13 protein-coding genes are annotated in these 16,086 nt (G+C 68.8%); 9 read left to right on the top strand and 4 right to left on the bottom strand.

Translation table 11 applies throughout. The annotated features are described in order from the left end of the window. Positions 1–73: 73 nt before the first annotated feature. Positions 74–871: an inositol monophosphatase family protein gene (locus ACFWN1_RS23835; protein ID WP_384365402.1), complete on the bottom strand. Its 798-nt coding sequence runs from the start codon at positions 869–871 to the stop codon at positions 74–76. Beyond that, positions 861–2,015 carry a glycosyltransferase family 2 protein gene (locus ACFWN1_RS23830; RefSeq protein WP_384365399.1) on the bottom strand — a complete coding sequence of 385 codons (1,155 nt, stop codon included), beginning with the start codon at positions 2,013–2,015 and terminating at the stop codon, positions 861–863. The genes ACFWN1_RS23835 and ACFWN1_RS23830 overlap by 11 nt, the downstream gene beginning before the upstream one ends. A gap of 340 nt (positions 2,016–2,355) precedes the next feature. Between ACFWN1_RS23830 and ACFWN1_RS23825 the strand changes: the two genes are divergently transcribed. Further along, positions 2,356–3,603, top strand: coding sequence for an aspartate aminotransferase family protein (locus ACFWN1_RS23825; RefSeq protein ID WP_384365396.1), 1,248 nt, complete (start codon positions 2,356–2,358; stop codon positions 3,601–3,603). A gap of 97 nt (positions 3,604–3,700) precedes the next feature. On the opposite strand, the gene ACFWN1_RS23820 is transcribed toward ACFWN1_RS23825, so the two are convergent. Continuing rightward, positions 3,701–4,726, bottom strand: a complete 1,026-nt coding sequence (locus tag ACFWN1_RS23820; RefSeq protein WP_384365393.1) for a GNAT family N-acetyltransferase — start codon at positions 4,724–4,726, stop codon at positions 3,701–3,703. A 10-nt stretch (positions 4,727–4,736) separates the two neighbouring features. Beyond that, a complete protein-coding gene (locus ACFWN1_RS23815) occupies positions 4,737–6,473 on the bottom strand; it encodes a non-ribosomal peptide synthetase (protein WP_384365390.1) in 1,737 nt (578 codons plus the stop codon). Positions 6,474–6,810: 337 nt separating this feature from the next. Here ACFWN1_RS23815 and ACFWN1_RS23810 point away from each other — a divergent pair, with 337 nt between their 5' ends. The 8 genes from ACFWN1_RS23810 to ACFWN1_RS23775 all read left to right on the top strand — a co-directional run bounded on the left by ACFWN1_RS23810 (position 6,811) and on the right by ACFWN1_RS23775 (position 16,044). After that, entirely contained in the window at positions 6,811–7,779 is a 969-nt protein-coding gene (locus ACFWN1_RS23810) for an ATP-binding cassette domain-containing protein (RefSeq protein WP_384365387.1), read from the top strand. Further along, positions 7,776–8,570, top strand: a complete 795-nt coding sequence (locus ACFWN1_RS23805) for an ABC transporter permease (RefSeq protein ID WP_384365384.1) — start codon at positions 7,776–7,778, stop codon at positions 8,568–8,570. The genes ACFWN1_RS23810 and ACFWN1_RS23805 overlap by 4 nt, the downstream gene beginning before the upstream one ends. Before the next feature lie 64 nt (positions 8,571–8,634). Then, entirely contained in the window at positions 8,635–9,369 is a 735-nt protein-coding gene (locus tag ACFWN1_RS23800; RefSeq protein WP_384365381.1) for an ABC transporter permease, read from the top strand. Between the two features lie 68 nt (positions 9,370–9,437). Further along, a complete protein-coding gene (locus ACFWN1_RS23795) occupies positions 9,438–11,780 on the top strand; it encodes a lantibiotic dehydratase (RefSeq protein ID WP_384365378.1) in 2,343 nt (780 codons plus the stop codon). Positions 11,781–12,108: 328 nt separating this feature from the next. Beyond that, the gene (locus tag ACFWN1_RS23790) at positions 12,109–12,681 is read left to right on the top strand and encodes a thioredoxin family protein (protein WP_384365375.1); all 573 of its coding nucleotides are present in this window, start codon (positions 12,109–12,111) and stop codon (positions 12,679–12,681) included. A gap of 90 nt (positions 12,682–12,771) precedes the next feature. Further along, entirely contained in the window at positions 12,772–13,716 is a 945-nt protein-coding gene (locus ACFWN1_RS23785; RefSeq protein WP_384365372.1) for a phytanoyl-CoA dioxygenase family protein, read from the top strand. Positions 13,717–13,822: 106 nt separating this feature from the next. Beyond that, the gene (locus ACFWN1_RS23780; protein WP_384365370.1) at positions 13,823–14,584 is read left to right on the top strand and encodes a DUF6071 family protein; all 762 of its coding nucleotides are present in this window, start codon (positions 13,823–13,825) and stop codon (positions 14,582–14,584) included. Between the two features lie 92 nt (positions 14,585–14,676). Beyond that, on the top strand, positions 14,677–16,044 hold the full coding sequence (locus tag ACFWN1_RS23775) for an AMP-binding protein (protein WP_384365367.1): 1,368 nt from the start codon (positions 14,677–14,679) through the stop codon (positions 16,042–16,044). Positions 16,045–16,086: the final 42 nt, after the last annotated feature.

The raw sequence follows: 16,086 nt of genomic DNA, 5'->3' as shown, positions 1-16,086 counted from the left end.
CCACAGAAGCGCGCGGGGCCGTCGCACGCGGCGCCTCGTCGGGCTATGCGAGACCCGGACGGCCGGGCTGATCCTAGGGAGGGCCGGACGACAGCAGAAGCGGAGCCAGCTCGCGGTGCAGGGCCGGTCCGGCCGCGACCACGCCCGACCCCAGGGGAGTCACGACGCCGTGGGCCTCCGCGACGATCAGCCGGCCGGCGGCCCAGTCCCAGCGTCCGAGTTCGTCCTCGTAGAAGGCGTCGAAACGCCCCGCTGCCGTCCAGCACAGATCCAGCGCGGAACTTCCGGTGCTGCGTATGTCCCGAGCCGAGGCCAGCACCCTCCCCACCACCGCCGACTGGCGGCGCCGTGAGGCGGAGCGGTACGAGAACTCGGTGGCGACCAGCGCCTTCGGCAGCCGCACCGGGTCGTGGATCCGCAAGGGCCGTCCGTTCAGCCAGGCCCCGTGATCGCGGATGGCGGTGAACGACTCGTCGCGTAGCGGATCGTGCACGACGCCGACCAGAGCGCCCCAGCCCGACGCTTCGTCCTCGACGGCGACACTGACGGCGAACTGCGGTATCCCGTAGAGGTAGTTGACCGTACCGTCCAGTGCGTCGACCACCCAGCGCAGCCCGCTGCGGGACGGCCGGCCGTGTGCCGGGCCCTCCTCCGACAGCAGCCCGTCCTGCGGCCTGCGGCGCTCCAGCAGCTCCCTGATCAGCGCGTCGCTTTCACGGTCCGCCTGGGTGACCGGGTCGGTGGGGGAGGACTTGTCCTCGGTGCGGCCCGGCCGGCCCCGGCGGTCGCTGATCGCTCGGCCGGCCCGCTGAGCCGCGTCGAGTGCCAGGGCCAGCAGGGCCTCGACGTCAAGTGCGCCGTCAGCCCGCATCGGGGACCAGGAGGACCTGCTTGCCCAGCCGTTCCGCCTCGGTCCGCACGGCGTCGCGGTAGCGCTCGGAGAGACTGGCGACCGAGGGCATGATGTGACACTGGGCGAAGGTCTTGTCTTGGTAGGGGAGGGCGAGCCCGGTCAGCGGCAGGATCTCGGCCGGCTCGCCCGCGAGCAGCCGCGCCGCCGCCGGATCGGCCGGACGGCCCTCGGCGTTCAACCGCGCGCCGAGGAGCACCACGGCCTCCCCGCCGCGACTGCCCCGCAGGCTGACGAGCTGATCCCCGCGGCCCGCTGAGGTCAGTTCCCGCTGGTACGCGAGGAACAGGCCGTTGGCGTCGACGTCGCCAAACACGTACGCCAACTCCACGTCCCGGGCGGGCCACTTGTTCAGGAACCGCCGGTAGTTCCCGCTCTCGGTCACCCGGTTCGCCGCGGCGTCGCGGCTGTGCGGAAGGTGCAGGGCGTAGACGTCCGGACGCAGCACGATCGGGATTCCCGCCGCGCAGAGCCGGTAACTCCATTCGAGATCGTCCACGCCCCAGCCGGCGAAGCTCTCGTCGAAATACAGACTGTGTTCGCGCACCAGTCGGTTGGGCACCGCGATGAGCCCGGTCCAGCCGAATGCCCAGGGGATGACATGCTCGACGCGGAAGCGTGGATCCAGGGGCCATTGCGGTGAGGCGCTGAGCGTGGCCAGCGTCTCGGCGTAGTGTCCGTACGGTCTGGACTCCACAGTGGCGACATCGCCGTCGTTGTTGTTGCCGTAGCCGACCACCTGGCCGACCACGCAGATGTTCTGCCCGAACGAGAAGTGCCGGTCGTAGAGATTGCGCAGCGCGTCGGGCGGCAGCAGTGTGTCCGCATCCATCTGGACGATGACTTCACCGGTGGCCTGCCGCATCGCCAGGTTACGGGCGTTCGGGATGTCGAAGTCGCGCGAAGAGACGACGGCCAGGATGTCGATGCGGTCGGAGAATTCGCGGCACAGCCCGAAAAATTCTTCCTCGTACTCCATGGCGCCCACCACGACTTCGAACTGGTCGCGTTCGAGCGTCTGATGGGCGAGGCCCTCGAAGACCAAGCGCAAGTTGTCGAGCCGGCGCTTGTACGGGATCGAGATGCTCAGTTTACGTCGACTCACGGAACTCCCCGTGTGAAGCGAAGGACAGATGGCATGACGTCAGCGGGACAGGGAATCGCCTCGCGTATTGCTGGCCCGTCGGCACTGCTCGTGCGACGGAAAATCGGCCGATCTGATTCGTCACTGGTACGAGAGCCTGACGGATCTGATAGAAGATCCTTGGGATGTCTGCTCCACCGACGCAGGGAACGCATCGGCCACACGTGATCAGTGAACATGATCTACATGCACGACGCAATGCCTTCGTCGCCAAGTACACATGGAGTTAAGACAGATGCATGGAGCAGCACCCTTTGCGCTGCCTGATGCCCAAGGTCTGCGTTCCCGGGACCGGCGTCATGTGTGGCACACCTGGTCACCGGTCGACGCCGACCGCACGGAGCTCACTCTCTGGCGCGGGGAGGGCTACCGCGTCCAGGACATCGAAGGACGGGAGTACATAGACGCGTCGGCACTCAACTCCACGTGCGGCTACGCGCATCCGGACGTCATCGAGGCCATCACCACCCAGCTGGGGCGGCTGCACCACGTGGATGTGTCGCTCGGCAGCCACGAGCCGGTCGGGCTGCTCGCGGAGCGGCTCGCCTCCTACCTGCCGCAGGACATGGCGCACACCCTGTTCGTGAACAGCGGATCCGAGGGCTTCGAAGCGGCCCTGATGATCGCCGCCTCCTACTGGGAGCACATCGGCCGGCCGCGACAGCGGGTTGTGGCCTTCTCGGCCGGATACCAGGGGTCGACCCTGGTGAGCCGGGGGCTGTCAACCCTCCCCAGGGTCGCGCATCCGCTCGCCTCGCCGGTGCCGCTGTCCCTGGTGGACCTGCCCGGAACCCCCCGGCAGGTGCGGCAGCCGGAGACGACGCCCGTGCTGCTGGATGCGTTCGCCCGCGCTCTGGAGGGCGACGGCTCCGATCCGGCCATGGCGGTGGTCGTGGAGCCCTTCCTCAACGTCGGCGGCGGAGTGCTGTTGCCGCCCGGGTTCCTGCGCGGACTACGCGAGTTGTGCGACCGGCACGGCGTCCTGCTGATCCTCGACGAGGTCTTCACCGGCTACGCGCGCACCGGGCGGATGTTCGCCTATCAGTGGGAGCAGGCCGAGCCAGACATCCTGGTGACCAGCAAGGGCCTCAGCGGTGGCTATGTCCCCATCGCCTCCGTCTCGGTCCGGGACAGGATCTACGAGTCCTTCGTCCACGAGCCGGTGATCGGCGGCCTGCGGTACGGCCACACGACCTCGGGGCATCCGGTGGCCTCCGCGGCCGCCCTGGCCACACTGGACGTGATCGAGCGCGAAGGGCTCGTGAAGAGGGCGCAGGTCTTCGGGGAGCGTCTTCTGGAGCGGCTCGGCCCGCTGGCGGGCAGCGGCGAAGTGCTCGACGTGCGGGGCCTGGGCCTGATCACCGTACTGGAGACGTCCTCGACGGAGGCCGCGACCGGCATCGTCGCACGGGCCCGCGAGAAGGGGCTGATCCTGCGTCGCCAAGGTGCCCACGGGCAGTCCGTCCTGATCGTCCCGCCACTCATCGTCGACGAAGAGGGCCTGACCGCGATCATGGACCTCACCGAGCAGGCCGTGGCGGCGGGATGACCCCGCCCCGTCGCCGCGCGGCCCGCCGCGGCGGCCGCGGAACGTGACCGTGTCCCGCGAGTGGCTCCGCCGAGGGGTTCGGCGGGGCCACTCGGTCTCAGCCGCTGAGCAGGACGTGGTGCAGGGGCAGTTCCCGGCTGCCCCGCGCCGTCTTGGCGCCCATGGTGCCCACCCCGAAGTAGAGTGTGGACAGGCCGTGTGACAAGCAGTACTCGATCGGTTCGTAGTACACGACGTTGAAGTAAGCGAACGACCCCGAGGGCAGGGCCGTGTAGTCCGTCGCGGTCGCCCGGGCGTAGAGCTCGCTCCCCCACACGTAGCCGAGCATGGCGGACACCAGCCGGCCGTCTCCGTCGCGGCAGGTGAACAGGCGCGCGTGCGCCGGATCGCCCTCGAACGTGTCCGTCAGATAGCGGCGCAGTCCGTTGGCCGTCGCGGGGCGCCCGTACTTGGCCTCCACTTGGGCGACGAGCCCCGCCAGCTGCTCGGCGCAGCCCGGCCCGACCTCCTCGACCCGGAACCTCAGCCCCATCTGCCGTGGGTGTGCGCGCTCATGGCGGATGCTCACCTTGCGGTGGCTGGAGAAGGGTGCCAGGTAGTCGTCGAAGGCCTGTCCCGTCAGCGTCAGCACCCCCTCGGACCCGGCCTGCTCGACCCGCTTGACGACGTGCGCCGCCACCAACCGCGCGACCGCGTCCGGCGGCAGGTACGGGGCGACGAGCGCGTTGGCGTTCCATCCGGCCGCCACCTCACCGGCCGTGCGGACCAACTCGGCGATCAGCGGGCCGCGTTCCTCGGGCGGCGTCCAGTCGGCCACGAGCAGTGAGTTGCGGTAGCCGCGCCTCGTGCCGAGCAGCGCGAATCGGGCCGTTTCGTCGAAGGTCTCACGGAACCGCCCCTGCGCGTAGGCGTCGGAGATGTCATGTTTGGCGTAACTGACCTGGACGGCGGCCTGGAGCCGGGAGCCCGACCGGACAACGATGTAGGCGGACTTCAGGCCCGGCATGGACTCGTGGGCGTGGATCCACCGGTACGACGAGTAGAAGCCGCCGTCGCCGACCAGTTCGTTCCAGGCGGCCTCGCCGATCTCGGCGATGGTGGGGACAACCTCGTAAGGGTGCATCAGGTGGCTCTCACTCCTCAGCTGTCGTGTGAGTCCGCGCGAGCAACAGGCTGGCCAAGTGCGCGGGAACCGGGTGCGCGAACAGGTCCTCAGGTGTGCACGGCACCAGGAACTCGTCCTCCAGCAGCACGCACAGTTCGGCCGCGGCGATCAGGTCGAGGCCGCTGTCCACCAGGTCGTGATCCGGCTCGACGGCGGTGCCCAGCAGCTCCGCCGCGGCCTTCGCGACGCGCTCGACGATCTGGTCGCGGCTCACCTCCCCGCGTTCTGCGGGCGGCATCCGGTGGGCGGCCGCCTGCTCCTGGTGCTTGAGTAGGCGGCGCAAAGAGATCCGGTCCACCTTGCCGGTGGCCAGTCTGGGCAGACCGGGCACCGGCGTCAGTACGGCCGGGACCGACGGTGGGCCGAGCCGCTTGAGCACATGGCCGCGCAGAAGCTGCGGATCGACCTGCTCCAGCAGCACCACGGCGGCGTGCAGGCGCAGGCCCCTGGAGGTCCGTTGGCCGAGCACCGCGGCGTCCTCCACCGCGGGGTGCGCGCGCAGCTCGGTCTCGACGCTGTGGCAGTTGATCCAGACACCGTTGATCTTCAGCTGGCTGTCCAGCCGTCCCAGCAGCACTAGGCCATCGGGGCCCAGACGGCCCAGGTCACCCGTGTGGAAGGTGACAAGGCGGCCCTCGCGGCGGAACTTCGCCAGGGTCTTCGGGGAGGCGTCGCCGAGGTAGCCGAAGGAGCCGTACGCCGTCTTTATCACGACTTCGCCCACGGATCCGGCCGGTACCGGCGTACTGGTGTGCGGATCGGTGATCGCCACGCTCGTGCCCGGCAGCGGTTGTCCGACTGGTACCGCGCCTGTCAGCGGGCCGCGGGGGACGCGATGGCTGAACTTCGCGAGGGTGGTCTCCGACGGCCCGTAGAAATTGACCACCTCCTGGCGTTCACCGGTGCGGAAGCGCCACCCGCTGACCAGCTGCGCGTCGAGTGGCTCTCCCGCGAAGAACGTGGCGCGGAGCCGGGGCGTGTGGGCCTGATCCGCCTGGCTCGGCCCCGCTGCGGTCAGCCAGTAGCGGGCCAGGGACGGCACCACGTGCAGGATGGTCGCGCCGGTCTCCCACAGCCAGCCCAGGGCCCTGCTCGGCGGGAGGTTCGGCGGGGGGCACAGCAGCGTGGCCCCGCTGGTGAGGGTGGTGAAGATTTCGCGGTAGACGACGTCGAAGCCGATGTTGGTCAGCGCCGCCACCCGGTCGTCGGTGGACACCCTGAACTCCGCTCGCTGCCACGCCACGAACTGGGACAGCGAGCGCAGGTCGCCCAGGATCATCTTGCGCCGTCCCGTGCTGCCCGAGGAGCGCACCAGGTAGCCGCCGCCCGCCTCGACGAGATCGGCCCTCCGTGCCATCGTCCGGCGGACGGCGGTGGCGAAGTCGGCGGGCAGCTGTCGCACCCACCGGATGCCGGGCTCCTGGTCCGCGGGCCCGGTGGTGACCGACAGCAGCGACTCCTCGTCGACGAGTGGGCCGGCGGCCGGGAACCCGGCGTCCGCGTCCAGCCACACCACGGCGCCGCACTGCCACGCGGCCAGCAGCTGCGCGATCAGCGGAGCGCCGAGGGAGCCGTGGAGACGGATCAGGGTCCCCGTCTCGACTCCGCTGTCGGTCAGTACGGCTGACGCGCGGGCGACGGCGGAGGACAGCTCCTGGTAACTGACGCGTCCTGTCGGTCCCTCGACGGCGGTCCGGTCTGGCACCCGCCTTGCCACGGTGAGGAAATCATCGACAACGCGGCCCGATTCGTGCTTTTCGGCATACGTCACGCAAGTCTCTCCCTGGAGAGGAGTGGTGCAGCCGGACATGATCGCGATGCGTGAGTGTACGGCAGGAGTTGCGAGCGCGGTCGGGTTCCGCGTGCGCCTGTATGGGGATCCGGTCCGTTATAGGCGAGTTCCGCGGGCGCTGACGTGTGAAACTCTTGCTGACTGAACGTCAGAAAACTAACCGTGTCTGTGACGTTGCGACCAACGAACCGTCAGAATCTGTTTACAATCAGCCCGTTGACAGCTGTTGATCAACAGCTAACCTGGGACGATGCCTATCGTCGAGGTCCATGGGATCCACCGGTCCTATCAGACGCGAACCGGACTCTTCAAGCGGGAGCGCACCGTCGTTGAGGCGGTGCGAGACGTGAGTTTCTCGATCGAACAAGGGGAAGTTTTCGGGCTTCTCGGTCCGAATGGCGCGGGAAAGACCACAACCGTAAAGATCCTGACCACTTTGCTGCTTCCCGACCGGGGCTCGGTGCGGGTCGCCGGATGTGACGTGGTGTCCGACGCCCGGAAGGTGCGCCACCAGATCGGGTACGTCTTCGGCGGCGATCGCGGACTTTACGACCGGTTGTCGGCGATGGATAATCTGCGCTATTTCGCGGACCTCTATGGCATACCCGCGCGCAGTCAACAGGCCCGGATTGCCGAACTTCTAGAGCTGGTGGGCCTGTCCGGGCGAGAGAAGGAGCGGGTGGAGGGATTCTCCCGCGGAATGCGGCAGCGTCTGCACATCGCCAGAGGACTCCTACACGACCCGGATGTGCTGTTCCTCGACGAGCCGACGATCGGTATCGACCCGGTGGGCGCACGTGAACTCAGATCCACCGTACGGACGTTGATGGAAGCCGGTAAGACCATCCTCCTGACGACGCATTACATGTTCGAGGCGGACGAACTCTGCGACCGGATCGCTGTCATTCGTGGCGGGTCACTCGTGGCCGAAGGCACGCCGGACGATCTGAAGAAACGCGTCTCGGCCGGAAACGTCGTCGAGATAGAGACCTTCGGCCTGGCCGAGGACCGGCTGCCGGAGATCCGGGCTGTGGCGGGGGTGCGGTCGGTGGCGGTCGAGGAACGCGGGCACGCCCAGATCCTCAACGTCCAGACCGACATGGAGGCGGACATCACCCCCGCGTTGCTGGAGCGACTGTCGGACACCCGGGTGGGCAGGGTGGTCTCCCGCGAGCCCACGCTTGAGGACGCGTACGTCGAGCTGGTGAGCGGCTCATGAACCAGGCGGGACTCGGGCCGCGGCACGTCCTGCGCCTGGTGACACACGGCTGGCGGCTGCACCTCAAGATCATCGCGATGTCGGCCTTCGAAGGCGCTCTCCAGGTCGTCTGGCCGCTGTTCTTCGCCACGTCGGCCTTTCTGCTCTACCGGCTCACTGACGACGGGGACACCATGGTCTACGCGGGCATCGGCGCGTCGATGATGGGGATCTGGAGCGCCATCGCCAGCACGGCGAGCGGAGTGCTCCAACGGGAGCGCTGGTTCGGCACGCTCGAACTGCTGGTGTCCACGCCCACGCCCTTCCCGCTGACGATGATCCCGATCACTCTGGCCATCGCCACACTCGGCCTCTACAGCATGGTGGCCACCTTGTTGTGGGGTTGGCTGGTGTTCGACGTTCAGCTGCACGTCGCCGACGTCCCGGGGTTCGTCGTCTCGGTCCTGCTGTCGGTCGTCTCGATGGCGATGATCGGCTTCCTGCTGTCCGTCACCGTGGTGCGCTACCGGACCGCCTGGGCACTGGGCAACCTGCTGGAGTACCCGGGCTGGCTGCTCTGCGGATTCTTCGTCCCGCTCTCGGTCTTCCCGGACTGGGTGAGCCCGATCTCCTACGCTCTGCCGCCGACCTGGGGTGTGCGGGCGGTCCGGGAGGCCGCCGTGGGTACGTCCCCGTGGGCCGCGCTGGCCGCCTGCGTTGCGCTGAGCCTCTGCTACGGGGGCGCCGCGACCCTGCTGTCCTCGACCGTGCTGCGGTCGGCTCGTAAGCACGCAACCCTCTCCCTCACCTAGACATGGGCGTCGTGTGAACTCCATCCGTGTGTTTTTCGTCGGTGGCCTGATCAGTTTCCGCGCGTTGTTCGGGTGGTTGACGCCCTGGATCTACGTGCCGAGTCTGCTGCTCGCTCCGCTGTTCCAGATCCTGTTGTTCGTGTACATAGGCCGTAATGCCGGCCTTGAGTCGGACTCCTTCTACCTGGTCGGCAACGCCCTGCAGTACGTGGCCATCCCGTGTCTGTTCGCCATGACGGCCACCGTCGCCAACGAGCGCTCGACCCAGACGCTGAGCCTCGTGCTTGGCGCACCGGCCCGGCGGTTGCCGCTGTTCCTCGGCCGGGCCCTGCCGGTACTGGTCAACGGGTGCGTGGTGGCGCTCTTCAGTCTCGCGGTCGGCTCGCTTCTCCTCGACGTCCGTGTCCCGGCTGCGGCCTGGCCGTCCATGGCCCTGATCAGCGCGGTGGCCGCGGCCGCGTGCACCGGTTTCGGTCTGATCAGCGCGGCCCTGGCTCTGAGGGTGCGGGAGACGGCGGTGCTCTCCAACATCGTCTTCGGAGTACTGCTGCTGTTCTGCGGCGTGAACGTGCCGATACGCACGCTGCCCAACTGGATGGCCGCGATCAGCCCCTGGCTGCCGCTCACCCACGCGATCGAGGCGGCCCGGCTCGCGGTCGCCGAGGCGGGCTGGGCCGACCTGGCACCGCTCATCCTCAAGGAAGGCGGTCTCGGCCTCGCCTACTTCGCGATCGGCATGACCCTGCTCTCCCTCTTCGAACACGGCGGACGCCGCTCCGGCGCGCTGGAACGGGCCTGACCGCCCTCGTAACACCGGATCCACGCACATCCCCCCGCGTCGAACTCGCCGAGGACAGGCAGGTGTTCATGGCATCCACCGACCATGTCAGGCTGGGCAGTACCCAATGGTTGGCCTGGCGCGACGCTCTGCTGCGCAGTACGGGCTTCCCGGCGTCCGGGCTGTTGAGGTTCGCCGCTCCCGTCTGTGCGGCGTCCGCCGACGGACTGCTCGACGGCACCGCCCCGGAGTCCGAGTTCGCAGCGGTCTTCCAGGAGACCGTCGCCGCCGTCTCGACCGAGGTGAACCGGCTGGCCGCGGACCCGCTGCTGCGCGAGGCGATCACCTGGCAGAGCCCGGCTATCGCAGGCCTGCTGGACTCGCTGCTGCGCAATCCCGAGCCGATCCGACGCAACGCCAAACGCCGCTACCGTGAGGAGCAGCTGAGCAGGTTCTGGCAGCGCTACTGCGCCAAGGCGGAGACCGTCGGCTTCTTCGGACCGTCCTTGTGGATCACGTTGGACGACGAACAGGACGACATCCGTGCCGTGACCGGCCCCGGACTCGTCGATCGGCGCCAGGTGTTTCTGGAGCCGTGGGCGGTGATGGCGTACGGGGAGTGGCTGGCGACCGACGACGAGGTGCGGCGGTGGCTGCCACCCGCCAGGCACCCCCACCATCTGCTGGACGCGGATCAGGTGTACCGGCCCGGCTCGCCGGCCGTCCCGCTCCCGGACCGGGAGGCGGCACTGCTGCGGGCCTGCGACGGCAAGCGGCCGGCCGCCCTCGTCGCCCGGGAACTCACCACCGGCCCGGGCGCGGCCTTCACCGAGGCGGAGGAGGTCTATCGGCTCCTCGACGACCTGGTGCGCCGGCGGCTGATCACCTGGGACGCCAACGTGCCCCTGCACGCCGGGAACGAGACGGCGCTCGCCGACCGCGTCGAGGCCATCGGAGATCCGGCCTTGCGGGAGCGCGCGCGTGGCGGTCTGGACCGTCTGCGGATGGCGCGTGACGCCGTGGCGCGAGCCGCGGGCGACCCCGTGGCTCTGGCGCACGCCCAGCGGCACCTGAGCGAGGAGTTCACCGAGATCACCGGGCGGGACGCGCGGCGGCGCAGCGGCGTCGCCTACGCCGGACGCGGTCTGTGCTACGAGGACACCACGCGGGACCTGGAGCTGTCGCTCGGCCGGAACTTCCTCGACGGCCTGGCGCCCGCCCTGGACATCGTGCTGAGGGCGGCCCGCTGGCTCACCGTGGCCATGGCGGAGGCGTACGAGGAGGCACTCGTCCGTCTCTATCGCGAGTACCGCCCCGACGGCGGGGACCTCACCCTCGCCGACATCTGGCTGCCCGTGCTGCGGCTCTTCATGGGTGCCGGAGCCAAACCCTCGGACGGCGTGATGAGCGACTTCAGGACCCGCCTGACGAAGGTGCTCGGCCTGAACGACGTGCCACCCGACGCACGGGAGTTGAGACTGTCCTCGGACGAACTGGCCCAGCGCCTGGACGAACTGCTGCCCGCGTCGGGGCCAGGCTGGTCCGGGGGCCGGGTGCACAGCCCTGACCTGCACCTCTGCGCCCCGTCGGTGAAAGCCGCGAACGAGGGGGACTACCAGGTGGTCCTCGGCGAACTGCACGCCACGGTCGGGACGATGGAGGGGCACCTGTTCAGCTGGTCACTCGACGACCCGGAGAGCGTCGTCGAACGCCTCGCACGGGACCAGGGCGAGGAGCGCATCATGCCCCTGTTCCCCCTGGTGTGGCCGCGCAACGCCGGGCGGACCGTGCCCTGCGAATACGCCGACTCCGACAGGTTCCTGGCCTTCGCGCCGGTGCCCGGTGCCGATCTCGACCGGACGGCCTCCACCGCCGCCGTGCGGCTGTCGTCGCGGGACGGGGCGCTCTGGGCGACAGTGGGCGGCCGGGAGTACCCGATGCTGACCGTGCTCTCGGCCTTTCTCTCCATGGCGACGGTCGACGCCTTCAAGTTGGGCCTGTCGGACGGGCACACACCCCGGATCACGGCCGACCGGCTGGTGATGTTCCGCGAGACCTGGCGCACCACGGCCGAGGAGACGGACCTGCTGCCGGTGCGCCCCGAGGCCGGGGAGTTCCTGGCGGCCCGCAGCTGGCGCCGTCGCAACAACCTGCCCGAACGCTGCTTCGTGAAGATCTCGACCGAGCCCAAGCCCTTCTACGTCGACCTGACGAGCCCGCTCTTCGTGTCCTCCTTCTGTGCCGCGCTGCGAGCCGCCCAGCGGACCGCGCAGGGGAACGTCACGGTGACGGTGACCGAGATGTTGCCCACCCCGGACCAGGCATGGGTGCCCGGCCCCGACCCGCACGGCGAGTCGTTCTTCGGCGAACTGCGCCTGCATGTCGTGGACACGGGGCCCTGCCGCGACAGCGGCGACATGGACTCTCCTTAGTCCCACGGCTGCCATCCCCCTGTGGAAGCCATCTACTTCCGCTCAGGGATGGTTTCTCAAGGCACATGTGTGGCACGATTCGATCAGTACCAGCACTTCCCTGAAATCTTGCAAAGTTGCCTTTGTCGGCTCCTGGTCAAGGAGAATGGTGTCTTGAGATATCAGGCGCCGGCCTTCTTGAGGCGAAGGCCGGGAATAAACGGATGTGTCCGCTCGGATTCTCTTTCCGCGGACCGCATGGCGGGCATCGAGGGAACATGCCCCCGTCTGCGAGCACATCGGCAGGCGGTCCCGATCGACCCGCTTTCACAGATAATGGGAGACCTTGGTGTCCACGCTCACTCTGCCCAATCCACCTGCCCAGCAGCTGCCGTCCTTCAGCCTGCCTGACTTCGACGGCAAGATCGTCTCCAGTCCCGATCTGGCGTCCGATGTCGGGACGCTCGTGGTGTTCATGTGCAACCACTGCCCCTACGTCCAACACGTCGCCGACCAGCTGAGCCTGCTGGGCCGGGACCTCGCCGAGTTCGGCTTGACGATGGTGGGGATCAACAGCAACGACCCGGTGGCATACCCGGACGACGACGCGGACCATATGCGCGAGACGGCCGCGCGGCACGGCTACACCTTCCCCTACCTCGTTGACGTCGACCAGGATGTCGCCCGCGCCTTCGGTGCCTTGTGCACGCCGGACGTCTTTCTCTACGACGCCGCGGGCCGGCTCTACTACCGGGGGCAGCTGGACGGCAGCCGTCCGGGCGGGACGGAGCCGGTGACCGGGCGCGATCTGAGGGCGGCCGTCGACCGGCTGCGGGCCGGCGAACCCGCCCCCGCCGATCAGAGGCCGTCGGTCGGGTGCAGCATCAAATGGACCCAGACGGACGCGAAAGACAATGCCTGAGTCCAGTCCCGGGCGCCTCCATCACGAACATCGTTCCCATACCGCGCAGAAAGGCGCGTCCACGAGCCGCCAGTCGGAAAGAGGGTGAGTATGACTGCCGATCACGTCGCGTTGTCCCGGGAGATCGCCTTCTTACGGGAACTGGCGGCCAAGAAGGTCGAGGAGGACCGGCTTCCTGCAGGGCTGGAGGCAACGCGTAGAATTCGGCAGGAAATCGCCGAATTGGACCTGGACTCAAATGCCGTCGACCTGGAGACGAAGGGGTATACGGTCCTTGCGCCCGGAAAGGCGGCACCGCTCGACTTCTGTGAACGTCTCAAGGAGAAGATCCTGGAGACGGACCGGCGGCAGCGGCCGAAGGCGGACGGCGACGGAAGCCCCCGTGGCCGGCTCCTGTGGCATCTCCTGCCCACGGACCGGCTGTTCGAGCAGGCGCTCATGGCGCCCGCTCCGCTCGCCCTGGTGGCCTTCCTCCTCGGCTACCGTGCCAAACTCAGCCAGTGCACCGCGGCCGTCAAGGACGAATCGTCCACCGAGCCCTTCGACTTCCACGCCGACCAGAGCCGCAAGGTCCCCGCACCCTGGCCGACCGACGCCCAGTTCTGCACCGTCACCTGGGCGCTGACCGACTACACCCGGGAGAACGGCGCCCTGTGCGTCCTGCCGGGAAGCCACAAACTCTCCATGGACGTCCCCGCATCCCATCTGCGCCTGCACGACCATCCCGACGTGGAGGTCGTCGAAGCGCCCGCGGGTTCGGTCATCATCCACCACGGGGCATTGTGGCACGGCGCGGTGCCGCGGACGGCGGCGGGTGCGCGCGTCACCCTGATGCTGCCCATGGTGAGGTTCCACCTGCTGCCGCAGGAGCTCTTCTGGGCGTCCACGACCCCGGACATGATCGAGCGGAACACCTCCCGGTTCTGCGCCCTCATGGGACTTCTCGGGTCTTGGCCGTGGGGCGCCGACGGACCCGATTCCGGTTACACCAGGCCGAGTTGGCTCACGACGCGGGAGGAGAACCGCTTCGGGTGAGCCGGTCGAGCCACAGACCGTGTGCGCCACCCCGCCCGGGCGGCCGGCCACCGCGCCGTGCCGGGTGTTCGAAGAACCAGGCCCAACCAGCAGATTGGACGGATCCATGCTGCCCAGCACGGGTGATTCCCCCATACGGCTTGTCGTGGTCAACGGCGACAGTCAGACCTACGGCGACGAACTCTCCGACCGGATGCAGAGCTGCTGGGGTGCCGTGCTCGCCCGGCGTCTGGGGGCCGACTTCGTCAACCTGGGTGTCTGCGCCGGAAGCAACCGACGCACGGTCCGCCTCACGGTGGAGCGGCTCGACCAGTACACCGAAGAACGCGGCCTGACGCCGGATCAGGTGCTGTTCCTCGGGATGTGGTCCAAGCTGGACCGCTCCGAGGCATACACGGGCGAGGCGGATCTCCAGGGCGGCCTGGCCGATGACGTCCCGGAGGCGGGCTGGAACCGCATCCACGCGGCCTACATACCGCGACGCGACGCCAAGGCGATCGCCTGGTACCGCTCGTTCCAGAGCGAACCGGGCGACCAGTCCGAGTTCCTGATGCACTGGGTCATGTTCGACGCTTGGCTCGCCCAGCGGGGCTACCACTACGGCTTCCTGTGGGCCTTCGACCCGGACTCCTCCGCCTTCGAGAACCTGCCCCAGTACCGCGACCAGATCAACTTCTCCCGGGTCCTGGGATCCGGCCGCTTCCCGTACGGCGGGCCCTCGATCTACGCGGTAGGCGAGGAGATCGGCGACCTGGCCCCCGGCCGTCACCCCCTGGAGCGCGCTCAGCAGGTCTTCGTCGACGACTACCTCTTCGACTGGGTCAGCGAGCTCGTGAAGCTAGGCGAACGCGAGTCGGCCACTGTCTGAAGCCCGCACCCGGGCAGTGCCGGAGCCGGACCAACCCGTCGTGCCCCGAGCAGATCAACAGCGTTCCCTACGACCAGAACGGAGTCAGTCGCATGTCTACGATGACGCAGTCCGCGTCCTCCACCCCGTCGCGACCGGACCAGGAAGAACGACAGGAGTGGCTGTCGCTGGCCAGCGGAGCGGTGACGCCGCGGGTCGACTTGATCACCGTGCACGAGATGGTGGCCCTGGTGGTCGAGAGCGCGCCGGACGCCGTGGCCGTCCGCAGCGGCAGCCAGGACGTCACCTACCATGACCTCTACAGTTGGTCCGGGCGGGTGACTGCCCTGCTGGCAAAGGCGGGCGTCGGCGTCGGCGACCGCGTCGCGGTCCTCTTGGATTCGTCGGCCGCGCTAGTGGCCGCCGCGCTGGGAGTGCTCCGGGCCGGTGCGGCCTATGTCGCACCGGACCTGTCGCAGCCCGTCGCCGACGTTCTGGAGGATGCGGAAGTCGCCGCGGTCCTGGTGAGCGCGGCGACCGAGGCGCTGGCGCCCGCGGGCGACGTGCCCGTGCTCGTCCTGGCCGACACGTTCGCGGCGGAGGGCGCCGCGGGAGGCACGGACGACAGGGTGCCGACCTGGTCGCTCACGGCCGACGACCCCGCACTGCTGAGCTACATGCGCGGCAGCCGGGGAGAGCCGGAGGGCGTCGTCATCGGGCACGGCAATCTGGCGGCCTCGACCCTGGCGAGGCATCTGCTGTTCCCGAACGAGTCGACCTTCTTGCTGGTGTCGCCGCTCTCCGACGACTCCTCGGCCGCCGGCCTGTGGGGCACGCTGGAGGCGGGCAACCGCCTAGTGATTCCCACGGCGGAGGAACGCGCCGACGCCGACCGGCTGCTGGACCTGATCGCCCGCGAGCAGGTGAGCCGCCTGCGCTCCACCCTGGCCCTGTACGACTCCCTGCTGGCGGCCGCCGAGCGCGGCGGAGCGGACCGGCTGGACTCGCTGCGGATGGTCACCGTGGCCGACGCGCCGCTCACGGAAACCCTGGTGAAGCGCCACTTCGCGGCCTACTCCAGGCCGGTTTCGCTCATCAGCGAGTACGGCCCGGTCGAGACCACGGTGTGGGCTGCCTTCCACCGGCTCAACGCACCCGGGCCGGTCGCCCTCGGACGGCCGATCCCGGGCGTGCGCCTGTACGTCCTGGACGAGGAGCGGCGCCCGGTCGCCACGGGCGGTACGGGCGAGCTGTTCATCGCCGGTCCGACCGTCGCCCTCGGGTACTACAACAACCAAAGTGCCACGGACGGCTGGTTCTTCGACGACCCGTTCGCCGACGAGCCCGGAGGCCGCATGTACCGCACCGGCGACCTGGTCCGCTGGAACGACTCCGGGGACCTCGAATTCGTCGGTGGCGGAGACAGGACCGGGAAGATGTACGGGCATCGGGTGTCCCGGAGCGACACACAGCTCTCCTGAGAACCCGTCCGCCCCGGTACGCCGCCGATGACCGGTGACGAC

The organism is Streptomyces sp. NPDC058459 (assembly GCF_042721685.1).
GTDB lineage: Bacteria > Actinomycetota > Actinomycetes > Streptomycetales > Streptomycetaceae > Streptomyces.
Note: the sequence above shows the minus strand (reverse complement) of the source record. Positions and strands in the feature narration are given on the sequence as shown.